The following is a 17,091-nucleotide window of genomic DNA, read 5'->3' as shown; positions in this document are numbered from 1 at the left end:
CGGAAAGTAAGATGCCGGAACGGCCGTTCTACCAGCCGGGCGCCAGCAGCGTGGAAGGCCTGCCGCTGCTGCTGCAGATGTTTCACACCGCTCCGCTGGTGATGCTCAAGCCGCACTGGCATGCCCAGGTCGAGGTGAATTTCATCGTGCGCGGCAGCGTGCACTACCGCATGAACGAGCACGAAATCTCGCTGTCGGCGGGCGAGATGTGCTTCTTCTGGGGCGGCCTCCCGCACCAGATGGACGATCTCAGCGACGACGCCATCTATGCCGGCGCGCATCTGCCGCTGGTGCATTTCTTCCGGCTGCATCTGCCGGCTGACGTGCGCCACCGGCTGATGACGGGCGCGACGCTGGTGACCAGCGCCACCGACCAATCCGACAACGATAATTTCGCCCGCTGGAACCGCTACGCCCGCTCGGGCGATCCGGCCAAGGCCGAGCACGCCGTCAACGAATTGTTGCTGCGGCTGGAGCGGGTGCGGTTCGAACCCTACCGGCTGGTGCCCGAGACGGCGGCCGGGCAGGAAGCCGGCAGTGCCTTCGACCAGCAATCGTCGCGCAATGTCGGGCGCATGTGCGATTTCATCGCCGAGAATTTCCTCTACGACATCGATTGCATGAACATAGCGGCCGCAGCCGATATCCATCCCAAATACGCTATGAGCCTGTTCAAGAAATCGACCGGCATGACGCTCAACGAATATGTCAACCTGTTGCGGCTGAGCTACGCGCAGGCGCTCTTGATGCATCAGGATGCCAACGTGCTGCGCGTCGCCATGGACTCCGGCTTCGGCTCGCTCAGCGCCTTCAACAAATCCTTCCGCAAGCTGGCCGGCATGACGCCCTCCGATTTTCGCAGGAGCGTGACCGGCGCCAGGTAGAAGCGACGGTCGGTTGCTCGTTGAGGCGAATGCACTGGCGTCTCGATCGTTGGCTAAGGACGTATCCCGGCAATTGCAGCGCGCCATGGCGGCGCCGGGACGGAGGCCTTAGGGCCGAAAGAGGCCAGCCACGCGCCATTGTGGTGATGAAAGCGCCTGATGAAGGCGGCCTTTCCACAGCCTCGCTTTTCCGGGCGGAAATCGCCACCTAGGCGCTGGACAGGCTAAATTCCCGTGCTATAACCCACGCGCTTTCAAGGGGCGCCCCACGGCGCCTTCATGAAAACCGGTTCACGCATTTTCGTTTGCCGGAACAGGCCCAGATAGCTCAGTTGGTAGAGCAGCGGACTGAAAATCCGCGTGTCGGTGGTTCGAATCCGCCTCTGGGCACCATCCCTTTATCAAGAAAAATCAAGAACTTGACCCGTGATGGGTGAGCATCCTTACCCGATTTCATGTCGCGTCATGTTGCAAACTGCTACCATTGATTACCAAGGATTTCCTGCGACTGTCGGCAAATCCACGCGACATGGACGCGACACAGGCCGGCCGTCCTGAGAAACCGGTTCCGGCTGCTCAGGCTCGCCCTTCAACCCGGCACCGGGCGAAGCAATCTGCTAGCCCCGCTTCTCAACAATGAAAAAGCCCGCCACCGTGAGGCAGCGGGCGCTAGTTCGGGAGGAGTCACGAGAAACCCCATTCGCTCGTGGATAGTCAAACGGTACGCCTCGCTTGGCTGGATAATAAGCTCGCTCCGGTTGAAGGCTCTGCATATTCAAGCTGCGTGACTTTTCTGCCACAAGATACAGGAAGCCCGCCACCAGCGGCAGCGGGCCGAAACGAATCGGCGAGACGACTGCGGTCGACAATCGGCTGTGGCTTTCGCCATGCGATCGCGACCGCACGAGCGCCGCAGATCCGACGTTGACGCCGAGAGGCGCACTTGTGCTCAAATGCCTGGGCGCTGGTGCGCGCGAGCCATGTGACGACGTCAGGCGTGGCGGATCTCGGTTCCCAGAACCTTCAAGCATTCGCGGATGAACGCGGCAAGCGCCGTCCAGCCCTTGGCGGAAACCATCGTCCCGTCGACATAGGCATCGGTGGGAGACAGGTCGATGTAGGTGCCGCCGGCAAGCGTCACCTCCGGCTCGCAAGCCGCGAGAGCCCCAACCTTCTTGCCACGGACGACGCCATCGACCGCGATCAGAATCTGGACGCCGTGGCAGATCGTGAAGATCGGCTTTTTGGTTTCGTGGAAATGGCGCACGATCGCCTGCACGCGCTTGTCGGTACGAATGTATTCCGGCCCGCGGCCGCCGGCGCAGTAGACCGCATGATACTGGTCGAGCTGTCTTTCGGCTTCCGAGAACGTCTTGTTGATCAGCGCGTAGTGGCCGAGCTTTTCAGTGTAGGTCTGGTCGCCCTCGAAGTCGTGCAGCGAGGTCTTGATCAGGTCGCCGGCGTTCTTATCGGGGCATACCACGTGAACCGTGTGGCCCACGGCCTCCATCGCCTGCTGATAGACGAAGATCTCGTATTCCTCAGTGAACTCACCGGTCAGCATCAGTATTTTCTTGCCTGGCATGGCTCTTCCTCCTGTTGGGGCTGGGCGAGGCGCGGATCGCGCCTCGCCTGTCTTCGAAATCGGATCGGATCAGAATGGCGAAATCCGGGAAATAGGTGCTCGGCGCGCAGCACCGGTTCGACGGCGCCCGACACGCAACCAAAGGCAACGTGCTTCCTCCCTCTCCAGCGATGTTCGCGGCAATGGACATCGGTTCCGACCTCAATCGAAGGCCGGAAGCAAGCGATCGCGCGAATGCTCGATGTGGATGCGCATCGCCTTTTGGGCGGCATCAGGATCGGCCGCGCCGAACGCGGAGAGGATCGCCTCGTGTTCGTCGAGCGCTTCCTCGGTCACGCGGGCATGATACATCAGGCGGAAGATATGGAAGTGGGTGTGCTGGTGGCTCAGCGTCTGCCGAATGAGTTCGTTTTGCGAAAACTCCATGATCTTGTCGTGGAAGATCGCGTCCTGCCGGGCGAAATTCGAATAACGCAGGCGATCGTCCTTGCCTTCGCGCCGTGACATCACGCCGGCCGCTTCCAGCAAAATGTTGAGCTTGGCTTCATCCATCAAAGCGGCGGCTTTCGCCGCGGCATGCGGTTCAAGCAGAAGGCGCATCTCGTACAATTCGTCGAAGCGGCGCCGTGTGATTTGCGGCGCCGCGCGATAGCCGATCAGATGCGTTTTGAGCACCAGGCCTTCGCCTTCGAGGCGGCCGAGCGCCTCGCGGATCGGCGTATGAGACACGTTGAATTCCTTGACCAGGCTGTCGACGGTGATGCGCGAACCCGGCGCGATCTTCAGCGCCATCAATTGCGCGAAGATCGCTTCGTAGACATCCTCGACCAGGCTGTTGGAGCGCTGGATGCGACCGCCGCCGGCGGTCGTTTCGATCGTGTCGGCTGAGTTCGCGGCCTGCATCTTTTTACCTCTTGACAGTGCGGACTGCTAACACGATGCTCCAGCGGATACAATCCTATATCCTATACGATTTTAAAGCGAATATGTTTTTCGGCCCGTCAAATGGGTGCTGCAGGGTGTCCAGGCGCCGTTGCGGACAGATGGCGGATCCGTCGCGACAACCTTCCTAGAGGACAAAGATCATCATGAGCCTCTTCGCAGCCCTCCGGCTTCCATGTGAAATCCTTTTCGGGAAAGGCCAGCGCCATGCGCTGCCGACAGTCGCCGGCAGGTTCGGCCGGCGCGCCCTGGTCTGTACCGACGAGCGTTTCGCCGGCACGGCGGTGTTCGCGGAAGTCGTCAAATCACTCAAGGCCGCGTCGATCGAGGTGCTGGTGCATGACCGCGTGCTTCCCGACGTGCCACGCGACAGCGTCAGCATTTGCGTCGACGAGGCTAGGAAATTCCAACCCGAGATGGTGATCGGCATCGGCGGCGGCAGCTGCCTCGATTTCGCCAAATGCGCCGGCTTGCTGCTCAGCCATGGCGGCAAGCTCCAGGACTACTATGGGGAGCTCAAGGTGCCCGGCCCGACGCTGCCGCTGATCGCCGTGCCCACCACAGCGGGCACCGGCTCCGAAGTGACGCCCGTCGCGGTGATCTCCGATCCGCACCGGACGCTCAAGGTCGGCATATCGAGCCCCTATCTGATCGCAGCGGTTGCCTTGTGCGACCCCGAACTGACGATGACCTGCCCCGCTGCCCTGACCGCGATAGCCGGCGCCGATGCCTTGACCCATGCGATCGAGGCCTTCACCGCGAAGCGGCGCGGCGAGGACCCTAGCCTGCCGCAACAGCATGTCTTCATCGGCAAGACCGCGCTGACCGACCATTTCGCCCTGCTGGCCATAAAGCTGCTGGGCCGCAGCCTGGAGAAAGCCTGCACCGATGGCACCGATGCCGATGCGCGTGCCGATGTGATGATGGGCGCGCTGGCGGCGGGCTGCGCATTCGGCACCGCCGGAACGGCGGCGGCGCATGCCGTGCAATATCCCGCGGGCGCGCTTACCCACACCGCGCATGGATTGGGTGTCGCGACGATGATGCCCTACGTCATGACCTACAACAGCCGCGTGGTCGCCGCCGAAATGGCCGAGATCGGCGGAGCGCTTGGCCTTGAGACCAAGGGGCGGAGCGCCGAGGAGATGGCGGACGCCACCATCACGGAAATCCGACGGCTATTCACGGCGATCGGCATCACGCCGACGCTGGCCGATCTCGGCCTTCCCGCCGACAAGCTCGACTGGACCGCCGATCAGGCGCTCGGCATCGACCGCCTGATCAAGAACAACCCGCGCCCCTTCGATCTGACCGCCATGCGACGCGTGGTCCAGGCCGCCCATGACGGCGACCTCGCAGCCTGCGCCATGTAATCCACGGAACAAGACCATGAACCTTCCTCCGAATGCGGTGTGGATCGACCAGGACGACTATGATGTTCGCGGCTTTTCGCACGGACTCTACATCGATGGCAGATGGCGACCATCTTCCGATGGCCGGGTCATCGAGGTCGTCGATCCCTCGTCGGGGTCCGTCATTGCAGCGGTCCCCGATGCGACGCTCGAGGATGCCTTGGCCGCGGTCGATGCGGCGGCCAAGGCTGCGACGGGATGGCGGGAGACGGCGCCACGCAAGCGCTCGGAAATCCTCAGGCGCTGTTTCGAACTCATGGTCGAGCGGTCGGAAACGCTCGCCATGCTGATCTCGCTGGAGAACGGCAAGGCTCTGCGCGACGCGCGCGGCGAGGTTGCGTACGCCGCCGAGTTCTTCCGTTGGAACGCGGAAGAAGCGGTTCGCATCACCGGCGAGTTCGGCACCGCGCCGTCCGGCACCAATCGCATCGTGGTCGACTATGAGCCGATCGGCATCTGCGTGCTGATCACGCCCTGGAATTTTCCTGCCGCGATGGCGACACGAAAGATCGCGCCTGCTTTGGCGGCCGGTTGCACGGTGATCCTGAAGCCGGCCAGCGAAACGCCGCTGACGGCCTATGCGCTGGCCGCGCTCTACAGCGAGGCCGGCGTGCCAGCCGGCGTCGTCAACGTGCTCACCACGACCAGTCCCGGTCCGCTGACATCGGCCATGCTGGCCGATCCGCGCGTCAGGAAGCTTTCTTTCACCGGTTCGACGGGCGTCGGACGAACCTTGCTTGGCGAAGCCGCCAAGCAAGTGGTCTCCTGCTCGATGGAACTCGGCGGCAATGCACCCTTCGTCGTTTTCGACGATGCCGACCTCAATGCCGCGCTCGACGGCGCCATGATCGCAAAGATGCGCAATGCCGGCGAGGCCTGTACAGCCGCCAACCGCATCTATGTCCAGTCGGGCATCCATGACGCGTTCGCCGACGGCCTTCGCAGGCGCATGGCAGCGCTCAAGGTCGGACCAGGCATGAGTGCGGACACCGAGTGCGGGCCGATGATCACCAGAAAGGCGGTCGACAAGATCGACCGCCTGGTCAAGGACGCCGTGGGCCGGGGAGCCAAGGTGCTTTGCGGCGGCTTGATCCCGGAAGAGGAAGGCTTCTTTTATCCGCCGACGGTCCTGTCGCAGGTTCCGCCCGACGCCGACATGGCGCATGAGGAGATCTTCGGGCCGGTAGCGCCCATCACGCGATTCGAGACCGAGGCCGAAGCCATCATGCACGCCAACAACACGGAATACGGCCTTGCCGCCTACATCTATACGCGCGATGTAGGCCGGGGATTGCGGGTGGCATCGAGGATCGAGGCCGGCATGATCGGCCTCAATCGGGGGCTGATGTCGGACCCTGCGGCGCCCTTCGGCGGCGTCAAGCAGAGCGGCCTGGGCCGTGAGGGTGGCCAGCACCACGGCATCGCCGAGTTCATGGAGGCGAAGTATATCGCCGTTACCTTCTGATCGGGCATTCATGGAGAAAGACCCCTTCCGCACCCGCGACCACGTTGCCGACTTTGATAACATCGTGGCCGATATCGTGGAGCGCAGCACTGCTACCCGGGCGACTCTGCCGATGGTGGCTGATGTCGCCTATGGCAACGGCGCGGCCGAGAGACTCGACCTGTTCTTTCCGCGGGGCGGGCGCAACAATCTTCCGGTTCATATTTTCATCCACGGCGGCTACTGGCGCATGTTTTCGAGGAGCGACTATTCCTATGTGGCGAACACAGTTACCAAAGCCGGTGCGATCGCCGTCATCGTCGACTATGCGCTGATGCCCGAGTTCAGAATGGCGGCGATCGTGGAACAGGTCCGGCGCGCCAAACAATGGGTGCTGGACAAAATCGTCGATCATGGCGGCGATCCCGGCCGGATAAGCGTCAGCGGCCATTCGGCCGGCGCGCACCTGGCCACATTCCTGTTCGAGAAGACGCCAGTGCCGTCACGCATCCGTGCAGCGCTGCTGCTGGGCGGCCTCTACGACCTGAAGCCTCTGCAGAGATCCTTCCTCGAGCCATTGATCGGGATCACCGACGAGGAGGCAGCCGCCTTCACGCCAATGACGCGGTGGCATGACCCGAAGACGGCGGTGACCATTCTCGTCGGGGACCAGGAAACGCCACCCTTCCACCGGCAAGCGGCCGACTTCGGAACGCTTTTGCGCGCGCAGGGGCACGGTGTCCGCGACCTCTGCCTGAATGACCGGAACCACATGAACAGCGTACGGGATCTCGGCATCATCGGCACGCAAGCCGGCGACTGCCTGATGCAGACGATTGAAACGACCCTCGTTTAACGAGGCAATGCAGCAACGCTCGATCTGATCGAACCCAATTTGCCTAAGGCAATGCCGAGCCCACCCAATCGAGGAGGTCGCATTGTGGAGGTGCTCACCGACCTTGGTGATGAGGACAGTGATCGAAGGGCGCATCCATCATGACCCGCGTAGCATCGCTTCGCTCGAACGAATGGCCCCCGCCAGATTCCCCACCGTTCTGAGGCCCTCATGGCGCTGGTCGCCTACAACGCCATGCAGTTCGGATTGATCCGCCTGCTCGGCGGTATCGCTGCCGGCGTCTTCGGCGAACTCGGACCGTAATCGCGCTGCCATCAGTTACGCACCCGACTGCAGAGCCTAGCCCCATCGCGCGACCAGGGGACTCGCCGAGCGAAACAGCTTTGCTCTCATCGGCCATTCAGCGGATTCGATTTGCTTGGTGATCCACCGCCCTTAGGGCAAACTCCCTGCCGGGGCTGCAGGAGGTGAAATGAGAGCACGCGCAGCAACGCTCGGGGATCTCGAGAATGTCTTTCATGGCCTGTCCAAGCGGATGTCGGAGGAGTACGCGGCGGCCGGCAAGGACAGCAAGATCGCCTACGACAATCTGATGATGAACCTGAAGGAAGGGCGGGCGCACGCGCTGGTCGAGGGCGAGAAGGCTGTGGCGATCATCGCCTGGCATGAGAACAGCGACGCCGCCGATACGCTGTTTGCCGCGCAAGAGGACTTCTTCCGCGCCTCGACCGTGCGCTTCTGCAAGCGGCATATCAGGCACATCCAGGCGCTCGCCGGCAACCTTCCCATCCACTCGCGCAGCTGGCTGCAGGGGCCTGACGTGGCCCGATGGTTCGGCATTATCGGCTATGTCGAGCGCGGTCAGCAGAATGGCGCCAACCTGTTTGAGCTGCCGCCGGCCCGCGCCAGCTAAGGAACCCTGGCTGGCGGCAGGTGTTCCTCCTTGCCGCAAACGCCGAGGTAATACCTCGCCATCGCCCGCGCAAATTCGTCGAGCGGGTCACCTCTTCGGCTCCAAGCGCTCGGTGGCCTTGCGTATTGCACACGAGGCCGCCTTGGACTGCCTCAGCGAGCGGCTTGCACAGGGCGACGATTGGCGGGATGTTACTGGGGGCAACCGGAGCCAAACCGGCAGGCCGAGATCGATATGGCTGCTGGAAGATGTCGCGAGCTTGCTTTGCCTTTCTTACCTTTGTTGTCTTGCTGACGCCGGTAGAGGCAAGCGAGCGCATGTCTCATCTGCTTGACCGCTCCAACCTGCCGATCTCCTATCTTCGCGAATCGGATCTTGTGACCGCATATACGACTGCAATGGCGCGCTTCCGTCTGCAGTTCGCAGGACATGCCGGCGAAACCAATCTTGCGGTCTCTCTCGAACCATTGCTTTTGCGGGCGGAATTCCGTGCGCGGACCTGGCGCTCGGCGGACGGCAGCTTGTTGCAAGGCTTCGCCGGCAAGGGCGGCTTCCGATTGACGATCGGTAACTGCCTGGCGCGTATCTGCGCTGCCAGCGAATGCAGCGATGCCGGTTGGCCGGTTTACGCCTGCAGCGACGGACGCAAGCGCAAGATGTCCGTCACGGATTTCGTGACGGCAAGCTTCGATGGCGTCCCCTATCGTCGATTGAGCGCCTCCCCTTCACCGAAATGAGGGCGCGAGGCGCCCATCATCCTACCGAAGCAGGCGTTCAGCAGGGGCGGTATTCCTTTCCCGCACCGCGAACGCCGCCTGCACGGCGCGGTTGACCGTTCCCGGCATGATCGACATGTGGTTTTCGCCGGGTGCAATTCGAAGCTTGCAAGCACGCCTTCTCGGCCTGCCGCCGCTACGTTCCAATTGGCGTGCCTGTCTGCCGGCCTCCCTTGGCCAATGCCGGTTGACTGTGAAGCATGCTTCCCAATCAACCTTAAAGATGCCACCAAGAGTCAACAATTGCGCTGCGACTCCCCGCCGCAGTCGCCCAGAGCGTTGCGGCGCTGAAATTGATCGGTTTCATCATCTTTTCCCCGCGAATACGGTCCAAATGGAATAGGATGGTGGCGTGCCATTCGAAACGCGGACACGTGTTGCTTTCGAGACAGGCGGCCGGAAAACCGGTGACAAGCGCCGCCGGAACGTGTTGAAGGTGATGGTCGACACAGAGAGGGATGTTCGATCGGGTTGCACTCGGCAAGTGTTGATGGTTTGTTGCCGGTCTGCGGAGAACGAGTGATGCGAGAATCGATCGGTCAAGACGAATATGGGTCGGCGAACCCCTTCGATCCGGACGACCTGCCCAATCTGAACGCGATCGGGCCAGGGATCGGCAACAATGATTTCGAGAAATACGCGGTCGCCGTAATCATCGTGTTCGGTGCCCTGATCATCGGCGGGCTGATGGCCGCGTCGATGACCTTCGGCCATCGCAACGGGTTCCTCTTCGCGCTTGGCGGCGCCACATCGGCCTGGATCTCCGGAAACGCGCTTCTGCTTGACCGGCCGCGCATCTACGCGCTGTTCGTCGGCATCGCCGCCCTGATGCTGATCGCATCGACCATCACACTGGTTACCTGACGGTTCTTGCCGGGCCGCGACCCTGTCCGGGAGTCCACGCCGGCATCAATATCCGAGCGCCTCGCCAGAGGCCGCCCGGCTGTCGATGGCGCCATTGTAGCGCGCGCCGCCGCCTTTCCCGATTTCCGCCAGGCTTTTGCCGCCGACCAGGATGCCGGCCGCCTGGCCCCAGGTCTGGTCGCCGACATCAAGGTGGTAGCCCATGCCGGCCAACAACCTTTCGGTGTCCGGCGACAGGCCGAACGGCTCGACATAGACCTTATCGGGCAGCCATTGATGGTGGATGCGCGGCGCGTCGATCGCCTCCTGGATGTTCATGCCGTGGTCGATGACGTTGACGATCGCTTCCAGCGTGATGGTGATGATGCGCGAGCCGCCGGGGCTGCCGATGACCATGAACGGCTTGCCGTCCCTGGCCACGATGGTCGGGCTCATCGATGACAGCGGCGTCTTCTTCGGCTGGATGGCGTTGGCCTCGCCCTGGACCAGCCCATAGAGGTTGGGCACGCCCGGCTTCTGGGTGAAATCGTCCATTTCGTTGTTGAGCAGGATGCCGGTGCCGTCGGCGACGACGCCAGCGCCGAAGGACCCGTTCAGCGTGTAGGTGACCGCGACGGCGTTGCCGTCCTTGTCGATGATCGAATAGTGCGTCGTCTCCTTCGACTCGCCAAAACCCTTCGGCGTCAGGTCCTGCGACACGCCGGCCCGGAACGGGTCGATCTTGTCTCGGATGTCCTTGGCGTAGCTCTTGTCCAGCAGCTTCGAGACCGGATTGTCGACGAAATCGGGATCGCCGAGCGCGGAGTTGCGGTCGACATAGGCATGGCGCATCGCCTCGACCATGACATGCACCGTCTCGGCCGAGCCGGCGCCGAGATAGGACAGCGGATAGCCTTCCAGCACGTTGAGGATTTCGCAGATGATGACGCCACCGGAACTTGGCGGCGGCGAGGACGTGATTTCGTAGCCGCGATAGGTGCAGGTGACCGGCTTCAGTTCGCGCACCGCATATTGCTCGAAATCCTGCTTGGCCAGGATGCCACCCTTGGCGCCACTGGCCTTGACGATGGCGTCGGCGATCGCGCCCTTGTAGAAGGCGTCGGGACCCTTCTCGGATATCGCCGAAAGCGAGGCGGCAAGGTCCGGTTGGGTGAGCCGCTCGCCGATGCCATAGGGCTTGCCACCGGCCTTCAGGAAGGCGGCAGCCGCCGCCGGGTCCTTCGCCAGCCGATCAGCGCTACCAGCAAAAGAAGCGGCATCGCCCTGATTGAGGATGAAACCGTCCTTGGCATAGGCGATCGCCGGCGCCATCAGGTCTTGTCTTGAGAGTGTGCCGTATTTTTCGCGCGCTATTTCGAAACCGGCCACCGAGCCCGGGACGCCGACGGCGAGATAGCCGTCGAGGCTTGCGCCCTTTACCGGGTTGCCATCCTTGTCGAGATACATGGTCTTGGTCGCGGCCAGCGGCGCGCGTTCGCGGAAATCGAGGAAGGTCGATTTGCCATCGGCGAAACGGATGGTCATGAAGCCGCCGCCGCCAATGTTGCCGGCATTGGGGTAGACGACGGCCAGCGCGTAGCCAACCGCGACCGCCGCATCGACGGCATTGCCGCCCTTCTTCAGGACCTCGACGCCGACTTCCGACGCCAGGTGCTGGGCCGTCACCACCATGCCGTGCTCGCCCTTGACCGGTGCCGGCGACGCCGCAATGACGCTCGTCAATGGCGCGAGGGCGAAGGTGATGGAAAGGCTGGCGGCGATCAGTGTCCGACGGGTGAGGTGCATGGCGGGTTCTCCTGGCGGGGACGCCTAGAAGAGCCCGTTGCAGCGGCCGAGTCCACCATCAACGGTGGGCCAGACGGATCAATTCAGATGTCAGGTGTGTCAGACAATTCCGCCCGAGCCGCCGGCGACAGCCGGGCGTTCGGCCGCGACCTTGGCGCGGTAGCCCGATGCCCGGTAGGCGGCGACGGGATCGATGGCGCCGCCGGTTTTCAGCCGCGCCATGGCGAGGATCGGCTCGACATCGGTGCGGTAGGCCGCCTTCAGCGTCTGCGTCGCCATCAGGGCATCGTTGCCATCCTGAAAACCTTCGAGCGCCTTACGGTCGACCAGCAGCGCCTGTGCATAGGCGCGCTGCACCTCGACCGCCGACAGCATCAGGCTTTCGATCGGGTCGGTGACGTTGTGGCTCTGGTCGAGCATGTGGGCCGGATCGAAACCTTCGGTGCCGGACAGTTCGGCATCGACCAGTTCGTTGAAGACCAGGAACAGCCGGTAAGGATCGATCGAACCGGCATCGAGGTCGTCATCGCCATATTTCGAATCGTTGAAGTGGAAGCCGCCGAGTTTCTTGAACTGGATCAGCCGCGACACGATCATCTCGATGTTGACGTTGGGCGCATGGTGACCGAGGTCGACGAGGCAGAACGCCTTGTCGCCCAATTCCTTGGAAATAAGGTAGTTGGTGCCCCAGTCCTGCACGACGGTGGAATAGAAGGCCGGCTCGTACATCTTGTGTTCGGTGAACAATTTCCAGTCGGCGGGCAGCCCGGCATAGACCTCCTTCATGGCGTCGAGGTAGCGTTCGAAGGCTTTGGCGAAATTGACCTGGCCCGGAAAATTCGAGCCGTCGCCGATCCACACCGTCAGCGCCTTGGAGCCGAGCGTCTTGCCGATCTCGATGCATTCGAGATTGTGCTCGACCGCTTGCCGGCGGGTGCCGGCGTCGGCGTGCGACAGCGAGCCGAATTTGTAGGAGAGTTTCTGGTCGTGGGCATCGGAAAAGGTGTTGGAGTTCATCGCGTCGAAGCCGAGGCCGAAGCGGGAGGCCGCCTGCTTCAGCCGGTTCGGGTCGGCCTTGTCCCATGGAATGTGCAGCGAGACGGTCGGCGTCGCCTGCGTCAACTGGCTGATGAGGGCGCAATCCTCGATCTTGTCGAAAATATCGCGCGGCTCGCCGGCACCGGGAAAGCGGGCAAAGCGCGTGCCGCCGGTGCCGACGCCCCAGGAGGGGATGGCCACGGCGAATTTCTCGACCTTGTCGAGGATGGCGTCGATGACGATGCCGCGGCGGTCGAGCCGCTCGCCGAGCGAGGCGTAGTCGCGTTCTAGGTCGGGCTTGCGGGCGGCGTTGTGACTGGCGACGAGGTCGGCTGAGATGATGGTTTCGGACAACTACTATTCCTCCCAAATGCAATCCGTCAGCGCTGCCCCTCGTCCGGCCCTTCGGGCCACCTTCTCCCCGTGAACGGGAGAAGGAAGAAGGCCTAACGGGTAAAGCTCTGCGCGTTGCCGGCGTCGACGTTGATGATGTTGCCGGTCGACTTGGCCGACATGTCGGAGGCGAAGAAATAGATCGCTTCGGCGATGTCTTCCGGGAAGACCGAGCGCTTCAGCATCGAGCGCGAGCGGTAATGCTCCTCCAGATCGTCGGTCGACATCTTGTAGGCGGCGGCGCGCTGTTCCTTCCACTCGCCGGTCCAGATCTTCGAGCCGCGCAGCACGGCGTCCGGATTGACCACATTGACCCTGATCTGCGCTTCCGCGCCTTCCAGCGCGAGACAGCGCGCCAGATGGATTTCGGCGGCCTTGGCCGTGCAATAGGCGGCGGCGTTGGGCGAGGCGGCAAGGCCGTTCTTGGAGGCGACGAAGACGACATTGCCGCCGATCTTCTGCACCCTGAACAGCCGGAACGCTTCCCGCGAGACCAGGAAATAGCCGGTCGACAATATGTCCATGTTCTTGTTCCACAGCGCCAGCGTCGTCTCCTCGATCGGCGCCGACGAGGCGAGACCCGCGTTGGAAACCAGAATGTCGATGCCGCCAAACTCGACCGCCGTCTCGGCGAAGCCCGAGATGACCTGGTCTTCCGAGGTGACGTTGATGACCACCGGGCGGACGAAATCCTTGCCATAGGTTTTGGCCAGTTCCTCATTGGCGCTGGCAAGTGCAGCCTCATCGATATCGGCCAACACGACGCAGGCGCCTTCGCGCAGCAGGCGGTTTGCGGTCGCCCGGCCGATGCCGCCAGCGCCGCCGGTGACCAGCGCGATCTGGCCAGCGAGCGACTTCGGCTTCGGCATGCGCTGCAACTTCAGATCCTCAAGCAGCCAGTACTCGATGTCGAAAGCTTCCTGCGCCGGCAGGCCGACATAAGACGAGACGGTCGAGGCACCGCGCATGACGTTGATGGCGTTGACGTAGAACTCGCCGGAGATACGCGCCGTCGCCTTGTCACCGGCGAAGGTGAACATGCCGACGCCGGGCATCAGATAGACGACGGCATTGGGATCGCGGATCGCTGGCGAGTCCGCGTGCTTGCAACTGTCGTAATAGGCCCGATAGCCGACGCGGTATTCGGCGATGTCGTCGGCGAGGCGCGCAATGACCGCATCGACATCGGGTTTTGCCGGATCGAACTCGATGACCAGCGGGCGGATCTTGGTGCGCAGGAAATGGTCCGGACAAGAGGTGCCAAGTGCCGCCAGCGGACGCAAATCCCTGGAGTTGACGAATTCGAGCACGGCGGCGGAATCGTCGAAATGGCCGAGCTTGTGGCTCGTTTCCGAGATCAGGCCGCGGATTTTCGGCATCAGTTTCGCCGCGATGGCGCGACGCTCCCTGGCATCGAGCGACTTGACCACTTCCCCGCCGAAAATGGCGAGACCCTCGGAGCGGCGCTCGAACCACTCGATCGCCTGGTTGATCACCGAAATCGTCGTCTCGTAGCACTCCTTGGGCGTGTCCCCCCAGGTGAACAGGCCGTGGCTTTCGAGGATGACACCCTTGGCGGCTGGGTGTTCGAGGCAGAACTTCTCCAGCCACAGGCCAAGCTCGAAGCCCGGCCGCTTCCATGGCAACCAGCCGATGGCGTCGCCGAAGATTTCTTTCGTCAGCGCCCTGGAATCCTTCGCCGCGGCAATGGCGATGATGGCATCGGGATGCATATGGTCGACGAACGGCTTCGGCACATAGGCATGCAGCGGCGTGTCGATCGAAGCCGCGCGCGGATTGAGGTTAAAGGTGCAGTGGGGCAGATATCCCACCATCTCGTCCTCATACTCGACGCCGCGATAAAGGCCTTTCAGCGCGCGCAATTTGTCCATGTAGAGCGTGGCGAAGCCGTCAAGTTTGATCGAGGCGCTGTCGCCACCCGAGCCCTTGACCCACAGCACTTCGACAGTCTCGCCGCTGAGCGGATCTTTTTGCCATATCTTGGAGGAGGTGTTGCCGCCGCCATAGTTGGTGACGCGCTTGTCGGAACCCAGCGTGTTCGAGCGATAGACCAGAAGCTCGGGGTCGCTCATCCCCTTGGCTTTCGCATCATCCCACAGATTGGCAAGGCGCGAGCCGGAGCGCTTGTCGAGCATAGGTATCCTCCCTGGGACGCAAAAAACCGCGGTCCATTTTGCCCGGAATGTCTACGCAAGCGCCTCGCTTGTCAATCATAAACGATCAAGATCGATCATATTGCACTGCACAATGAAATTATATGATTGGAAATGATTGACACTGCTCGTTTTGAGTGCCTAGATGGCCAGGCAGGGAGGAACCATGCACGAAAAAGAGCGCCACAGGATCATTCTGTCCGCCGTCCAGGAAAAGCCTGTGGTGACGGTGCAGGAGATGGTCGACCTGACGGAGTCGTCCGAGGCGACGATCCGGCGCGATATCGCAGCTCTGCACGTGCAAAAGCGCCTGCGCCGGGTACGCGGTGGCGCCGAGGCGATCTCGCCGCCGCAATTCATCGGCCTGGCCGGCCGGCCCTTTTCCGTCAACGAAACGATCAACGCTTCGCAGAAGCGGGCGATCGCTCGCGAGGCGGTCGAATTGTGCGGGGATGGCGCGCCGATCATAATCAATGGCGGCACCACCACCTTCCAGATGGTGCATTTTCTGACCGGGCGGCGCATGCCGATCTTCACCAATTCGTTCCCGATCGCCGAGCATCTGCTCAAGCACTCGAAGAACACGGTGATGCTGTCGGGCGGCACCATCTATCGCGAGCAGAACATCATCCTGTCGCCCTTCGACAATGACGTGACGCGCAATTTCTATGCGCGCCGCATGTTCATGGGCGCGCAAGGGCTGGGCCCGCTCGGCCTGATGGAAGGCGATCCGCTGCTGATCCAGGCGGAGCAGAAGCTGATCGACCAGGCAGACGAGTTGGTGGTGCTGGTCGATTCCTCGAAATTCCGCAAACGCTCCAGCCTGATCCTATGCGGGCTGTCGCGCATCGCCACCGTCATCACCGATGACGGCATCGAGGATCGCGAAGCCAAGATGTTGGAGACCGCTGGTGTGACGCTGATCGTCGCCCGCAAGACGGCAAAGGAAGAATCTTCACTGCAGGCCTGAGACACCTCACGCCCGCAGCGGCGATGGAATGCAACGCTCAAGGGAGGATATGCGATGAGCTTTTTGAAGAAATTGATGGTGACGGCCGCATTCTCGGCCGCGATGTTCGTGAATGCCGCCTATGCCGAGAACGTCAAGATCGCACTGGTGGTGAAATCGCTCGGCAACGGCTTCTTCGACGCCGCCAACAAGGGCGCCGAAGAGGCGGCCAAGGAACTCGGCGATGTCGACATCATCTATACCGGCCCGACCAAGGCGACCGCCGAAGCGCAGATCGAAGTGGTCAATTCGCTGATCGCGCAGAAGGTCAACGCCATCGCCATTTCGGCCAATGACGCCGACGCACTGGTGCCCGTGCTGAAGAAGGCCATGGAGCGCGGCATCACCGTCATCTCGTGGGATTCGGGCGTTGCCAAGGAAGGCCGCCAGCTTCACCTCAACCCGTCCGACACCGGCCTGATCGGCGAGACCATCATCAAGCTTGCCGCCGACTATCTGCCGGAAGGCGGCGATGTCGCCATCCTCTCGGCCTCCTCGACCGCGACCAACCAGAACGCCTGGATCGACGCGGCCAAGAAGGTGCTGCCGGAGAAGTTCCCCAAGATCAAGCTCGTCGCCACCGTCTATGGCGATGACGATTCAGCCAAGAGCACCGATGAAGCCAAGGGCCTGTTGAAGTCCTATCCGAACCTCAAGGCGATCATCGCGCCGACCACCGTCGGCGTCGTCGCCGCCGCCCAGGTCGTCACCGACGAGAAGCTGATCGGCAAGGTCAATGTCACCGGCCTGGCGCTGCCGTCCGAGTTCAAGAAGTTCATCGACAACGGCGCCAGCCAGGCGGTCGCGCTGTGGAACCCGATCGACCTCGGCTACTCCGCCGTCTACCTCGCCCACGACCTGGCGGTGAAGAAGGAAGAGGCCAAGCCCGGTGCGACGCTGTCGATCGGCCGCGTCGGCAAGGTCACGCTCGACGATACCAACTCGGCTGCGATGGCTCCGCCCTTCCAGTTCGACAAGACCAACATCGAGAAGTTCTCCAAGATCTATTGATCCGG

Annotated in this window: 14 protein-coding genes and 1 tRNA gene; 10 read left to right on the top strand and 5 right to left on the bottom strand. The window is 62.4% G+C overall.

All coding sequences use genetic code 11. The features are described 5' to 3' along the window. The first annotated feature begins 11 nt into the window (after positions 1-11). Both ACWGS8_RS24470 and ACWGS8_RS24465 read left to right on the top strand, forming a co-directional pair. A complete protein-coding gene (locus tag ACWGS8_RS24470) occupies positions 12-884 on the top strand; it encodes a helix-turn-helix domain-containing protein (protein ID WP_454583308.1) in 873 nt (290 codons plus the stop codon). A 317-nt stretch (positions 885-1,201) separates the two neighbouring features. Beyond that, positions 1,202-1,277 (top strand) — tRNA-Phe (locus tag ACWGS8_RS24465). 598 nt (positions 1,278-1,875) lie between these two features. On the opposite strand, the gene ACWGS8_RS24460 is transcribed toward ACWGS8_RS24465, so the two are convergent. Both ACWGS8_RS24460 and ACWGS8_RS24455 read right to left on the bottom strand, forming a co-directional pair. Beyond that, positions 1,876-2,469 (bottom strand): DJ-1/PfpI family protein, encoded by a 594-nt coding sequence (locus ACWGS8_RS24460; RefSeq protein ID WP_010913455.1) that lies wholly within the window; start codon positions 2,467-2,469, stop codon positions 1,876-1,878. A 201-nt stretch (positions 2,470-2,670) separates the two neighbouring features. Next, complete coding sequence (locus ACWGS8_RS24455) at positions 2,671-3,372, bottom strand: GntR family transcriptional regulator (RefSeq protein ID WP_454583307.1); 702 nt, start codon at positions 3,370-3,372, stop codon at positions 2,671-2,673. A gap of 185 nt (positions 3,373-3,557) precedes the next feature. Here ACWGS8_RS24455 and ACWGS8_RS24450 point away from each other — a divergent pair, with 185 nt between their 5' ends. From ACWGS8_RS24450 to ACWGS8_RS24425, 6 genes are all read left to right on the top strand, one after another. After that, positions 3,558-4,784, top strand: coding sequence for an iron-containing alcohol dehydrogenase (locus tag ACWGS8_RS24450; protein ID WP_454583306.1), 1,227 nt, complete (start codon positions 3,558-3,560; stop codon positions 4,782-4,784). A 16-nt stretch (positions 4,785-4,800) separates the two neighbouring features. Beyond that, a complete protein-coding gene (locus ACWGS8_RS24445; protein WP_454583305.1) occupies positions 4,801-6,288 on the top strand; it encodes an NAD-dependent succinate-semialdehyde dehydrogenase in 1,488 nt (495 codons plus the stop codon). Positions 6,289-6,298: 10 nt separating this feature from the next. Then, the gene (locus ACWGS8_RS24440; protein ID WP_454583343.1) at positions 6,299-7,123 is read left to right on the top strand and encodes an alpha/beta hydrolase; all 825 of its coding nucleotides are present in this window, start codon (positions 6,299-6,301) and stop codon (positions 7,121-7,123) included. A gap of 472 nt (positions 7,124-7,595) precedes the next feature. Then, on the top strand, positions 7,596-8,036 hold the full coding sequence (locus ACWGS8_RS24435) for a hypothetical protein (RefSeq protein ID WP_454583304.1): 441 nt from the start codon (positions 7,596-7,598) through the stop codon (positions 8,034-8,036). A gap of 317 nt (positions 8,037-8,353) precedes the next feature. Further along, positions 8,354-8,773: a hypothetical protein gene (locus ACWGS8_RS24430; protein ID WP_454583303.1), complete on the top strand. Its 420-nt coding sequence runs from the start codon at positions 8,354-8,356 to the stop codon at positions 8,771-8,773. A 561-nt stretch (positions 8,774-9,334) separates the two neighbouring features. Then, positions 9,335-9,676 carry a hypothetical protein gene (locus ACWGS8_RS24425; protein WP_080511918.1) on the top strand — a complete coding sequence of 114 codons (342 nt, stop codon included), beginning with the start codon at positions 9,335-9,337 and terminating at the stop codon, positions 9,674-9,676. 45 nt (positions 9,677-9,721) lie between these two features. Here the strand turns inward: ACWGS8_RS24425 and ggt are convergent, their stop codons facing one another. From ggt to ACWGS8_RS24410, 3 genes are all read right to left on the bottom strand, one after another. Further along, positions 9,722-11,461 (bottom strand): gamma-glutamyltransferase, encoded by a 1,740-nt coding sequence (ggt, locus tag ACWGS8_RS24420; RefSeq protein WP_454583302.1) that lies wholly within the window; start codon positions 11,459-11,461, stop codon positions 9,722-9,724. 99 nt (positions 11,462-11,560) lie between these two features. Beyond that, positions 11,561-12,853 carry an L-rhamnose catabolism isomerase gene (gene rhaI, locus ACWGS8_RS24415; RefSeq protein WP_454583301.1) on the bottom strand — a complete coding sequence of 431 codons (1,293 nt, stop codon included), beginning with the start codon at positions 12,851-12,853 and terminating at the stop codon, positions 11,561-11,563. A gap of 92 nt (positions 12,854-12,945) precedes the next feature. Continuing rightward, entirely contained in the window at positions 12,946-15,048 is a 2,103-nt protein-coding gene (locus ACWGS8_RS24410; RefSeq protein WP_454583300.1) for a bifunctional rhamnulose-1-phosphate aldolase/short-chain dehydrogenase, read from the bottom strand. Between the two features lie 184 nt (positions 15,049-15,232). Here ACWGS8_RS24410 and ACWGS8_RS24405 point away from each other — a divergent pair, with 184 nt between their 5' ends. Together ACWGS8_RS24405 and rhaS are read left to right on the top strand one after the other, a co-directional pair. Beyond that, positions 15,233-16,036, top strand: coding sequence for a DeoR/GlpR family DNA-binding transcription regulator (locus ACWGS8_RS24405; RefSeq protein ID WP_454583299.1), 804 nt, complete (start codon positions 15,233-15,235; stop codon positions 16,034-16,036). Between the two features lie 54 nt (positions 16,037-16,090). Continuing rightward, the gene (rhaS, locus tag ACWGS8_RS24400) at positions 16,091-17,086 is read left to right on the top strand and encodes a rhamnose ABC transporter substrate-binding protein (protein WP_095775218.1); all 996 of its coding nucleotides are present in this window, start codon (positions 16,091-16,093) and stop codon (positions 17,084-17,086) included. The last annotated feature ends 5 nt before the right edge of the window (positions 17,087-17,091 follow it).

Source organism: Mesorhizobium sp. 43Arga (assembly GCF_053714255.1).
The sequence above is the reverse complement of the archived record's forward strand: the minus strand, read 5'-3'. Positions and strand labels throughout refer to the sequence as shown.

Excerpts from the sequence above, each read along its gene's own strand:
- ACWGS8_RS24470 (WP_454583308.1), top strand. The coding sequence starts at position 12 with ATGCCGGAACGGCCGTTCTACCAGCCGGGCGCCAGCAGCGTGGAAGGC.
- ACWGS8_RS24460 (WP_010913455.1), bottom strand. The coding sequence starts at position 2,469 with ATGCCAGGCAAGAAAATACTGATGCTGACCGGTGAGTTCACTGAGGAA.
- ACWGS8_RS24455 (WP_454583307.1), bottom strand. The coding sequence starts at position 3,372 with ATGCAGGCCGCGAACTCAGCCGACACGATCGAAACGACCGCCGGCGGC.
- ACWGS8_RS24450 (WP_454583306.1), top strand. The coding sequence starts at position 3,558 with ATGAGCCTCTTCGCAGCCCTCCGGCTTCCATGTGAAATCCTTTTCGGG.
- ACWGS8_RS24445 (WP_454583305.1), top strand. The coding sequence starts at position 4,801 with ATGAACCTTCCTCCGAATGCGGTGTGGATCGACCAGGACGACTATGAT.
- ACWGS8_RS24440 (WP_454583343.1), top strand. The coding sequence starts at position 6,299 with ATGGAGAAAGACCCCTTCCGCACCCGCGACCACGTTGCCGACTTTGAT.
- ACWGS8_RS24435 (WP_454583304.1), top strand. The coding sequence starts at position 7,596 with ATGAGAGCACGCGCAGCAACGCTCGGGGATCTCGAGAATGTCTTTCAT.
- ACWGS8_RS24430 (WP_454583303.1), top strand. The coding sequence starts at position 8,354 with ATGTCTCATCTGCTTGACCGCTCCAACCTGCCGATCTCCTATCTTCGC.
- ACWGS8_RS24425 (WP_080511918.1), top strand. The coding sequence starts at position 9,335 with ATGCGAGAATCGATCGGTCAAGACGAATATGGGTCGGCGAACCCCTTC.
- ggt (WP_454583302.1), bottom strand. The coding sequence starts at position 11,461 with ATGCACCTCACCCGTCGGACACTGATCGCCGCCAGCCTTTCCATCACC.
- ACWGS8_RS24410 (WP_454583300.1), bottom strand. The coding sequence starts at position 15,048 with ATGCTCGACAAGCGCTCCGGCTCGCGCCTTGCCAATCTGTGGGATGAT.
- ACWGS8_RS24405 (WP_454583299.1), top strand. The coding sequence starts at position 15,233 with ATGCACGAAAAAGAGCGCCACAGGATCATTCTGTCCGCCGTCCAGGAA.
- rhaS (WP_095775218.1), top strand. The coding sequence starts at position 16,091 with ATGAGCTTTTTGAAGAAATTGATGGTGACGGCCGCATTCTCGGCCGCG.